This is a genomic window from Burkholderia sp. Ac-20379, assembly GCF_017104645.1.
Classification (GTDB): Bacteria; Pseudomonadota; Gammaproteobacteria; order Burkholderiales; family Burkholderiaceae; genus Burkholderia.
Genome location: NZ_JAAGPF010000594.1, coordinates 1 through 2,405, shown reverse-complemented (window position 1 = coordinate 2,405; position 2,405 = coordinate 1). Strand labels below are relative to the sequence as shown.

The window sequence follows — 2,405 nt, the reverse complement described above, 5'->3', positions numbered from 1 at the left end:
GGGGCGAGACGGCGGCGGGCCTGCCGCGGCAGGCGGCCGCGCTGGCGGCGGAGTTGATCGACGCCGCCGTGCGGACGCAGACGCGCGACGCGCTCTATCCGCAACTCGCGGCGCAAGGCGCCGGCTTCGGGCCGTTCCTCGAGGTGCTGGAGCGCGCGCATTGGCTGCGCGACGGCGGGCTGCTGTGCGCGCTGCGCGCCGCGCCGCCGCAACAAGATAGTTTCAAGCGCAACCAGACCATGCCGGCCGCGCTGCTCGGCGCCGCGTTTCAGGCGCTGCTGCTGGCGGTGCCGGAGGCCGGGCAGTGGGCGATCGAGACGATCGCGACGCTCGACGTGCCCGCGATCTGCCCCGATGCCGAGGTCGCCTACCTGCTGGTGCGCCCGCGCATGCCGGCGGGCGGGGTTGAGCAGGTCTGCGACCTGTCGTTCCTCGATGCACGCGGCGACACGGTGGCCGCGTGGTCCGAACTGCGGCTGTGCGCGCCCGAGCGGTTCGCGCCGCTCGACTCGATCGACGGGTTCGCGCGGGCGGTTGCGCCCGCGCCGTATGCGGGCGCGGCGGTGCAACCGTTCACGCAAGCGGCGGTGGAAGTTGCTGCCCAATCGGCCTCGCAACCGGCCACGCAGCCGGCCGCGGTTGCCGCGCATGCGGCGGCGGCCTTGCCGGCGCGCATGCCGGTTCAGGCTTCGACGGCCACGGCGGCGGCTCCGGCTCCGGCCCTGACCTCGGTTCCGGCCTGGGCCCAGGCCCCGGCCGACGCCCCCACCGAGCGCGAGCGTCTGCTTGCCGAGCTGCGCGATCTGGCCGCCGGCATTCTCAAGTTCCCGCTGGCGGAGATCAACGCCCGGGCCGCTTTCTACGATCTCGGATTCGATTCGATCTCGCTGACGCGCTTCGCCAACGAGATCAACGCGCGCTATGGCAGCACGCTGACCCCGGCGATCTTCTTCGAATGCGAGCACGCCGACGCGTTGGCGGCGCACCTGATCGCGCGCCACGGCGCGCGTCCGGCGGCGTCGATCGAAGCCGCCCCGGCGGCCCTGCACGCCACGTCCGATGCGCCGGCCGCCGCGCCGGCCTTGCAGTCCGGCGAACCGTCCGGCGCCGACACGCGCATCGCGATCGTCGGCATGGCGGCGCGCCTGCCGGGCGCGGAGGATGCCGAAGCGTTCTTCGCCCACCTGTGCGCCGGCCGCGATCTGGTCGGCCCGCTGCCGCTCGAGCGTTACGGCGAGGCCTATCGGGCCCGCCTGCTGGCGGCCGGCTTCCCGATGCAGGGCGGTTTCATCGACGACATCGACCGGTTCGACGCCGCCCATTTCCGGATTTCGCCGAAGGAGGCCGAGCGGCTCGATCCGCAGCAGCGGCTGATGCTGGAGACGGCCTGGCGCGCACTCGAGGACGCCGGCTATCGCGCCGCCGAGTTGCCGCGCGACACCGGCGTGTTCGTCGGCGTCACCGGGCACGATTACGCGAGCCTGCTGCAGCAGCACGGCGTGGAATTCGACGGCTTCGCGGCCACCGGCAATTCGCTGGCGATGGTCGCGAATCGCATTTCGCACTGTTTCGATTGGCATGGCCCGAGCCAGTCGGTCGATACCGCCTGCTCCAGCTCGCTGGTCGCGCTGTTGCGCGCGGCCGATGCGCTGCGCGCCGGCCGCTGCGGCGCGGCGCTGGTGGGCGGCGTGAACCTGGCGTTGAGCCTCGAAGGGTTCACCGGCCCCGATCAGGCCGGCATGCTGAGCCCCGCCGGCCGCTGCAAGACGTTCGGCAAGGATGCCGACGGCTACGTGCGCGGCGAGGGCGTGGTGGTGCTGCTGCTCAAGCCGCTGGAGGCCGCGCGCCGCGACGGCGACCGTATCGTCGGCGTGCTCGCCGGCGGCGCCGAGAATCACGGCGGCCACGCCGGTTCGCTGACCGCGCCGAACGCCAATGCGCAGGCCGAACTGGTGCAGCGCGCGATGGCCGGCCTCGCGGCCGGCGAGATCGACTACATCGAAACCCACGGCACCGGAACCAGCCTCGGCGATCCGGTGGAGATCAACGGCCTGCGCATCGCCTACCGCGCGCTGCTGGGCGGCCGGGCGGCCACGCCGCCGTTCATCGGGCTCGGTTCGGTCAAGTCGAACATCGGGCATCTCGAGGCGGCGGCCGGCCTGGCCGGCGTGCTCAAGGTGCTGATGGCGATGCGCCACGGCGAATTGCCGGCGAGCTTGCACTGCGACGAGGTCAATCCCTATATCGAATTGCAGGACAGCCCGTTCTATCTCGTGCGCCGCCGCCAGCCGTGGCCGCGCGGCGTCGACGCGGCCGGCCGGGAACGGCCGCGCCGGGCGGGGGTGAGCAGCTTCGGTTTCGGCGGCGCCAACGCGCACGTCGTGATCGAGGAGGCGTTGCCGGCA

1 protein-coding gene is annotated in these 2,405 nt (G+C 72.9%); it reads left to right on the top strand.

Annotated features, from left to right (window positions below; translation table 11 throughout):
• Window positions 1–2,405 (top strand): beta-ketoacyl synthase N-terminal-like domain-containing protein (locus G3N92_RS33055; protein WP_241015181.1); only part of this gene is annotated, 2,405 nt, incomplete at both ends.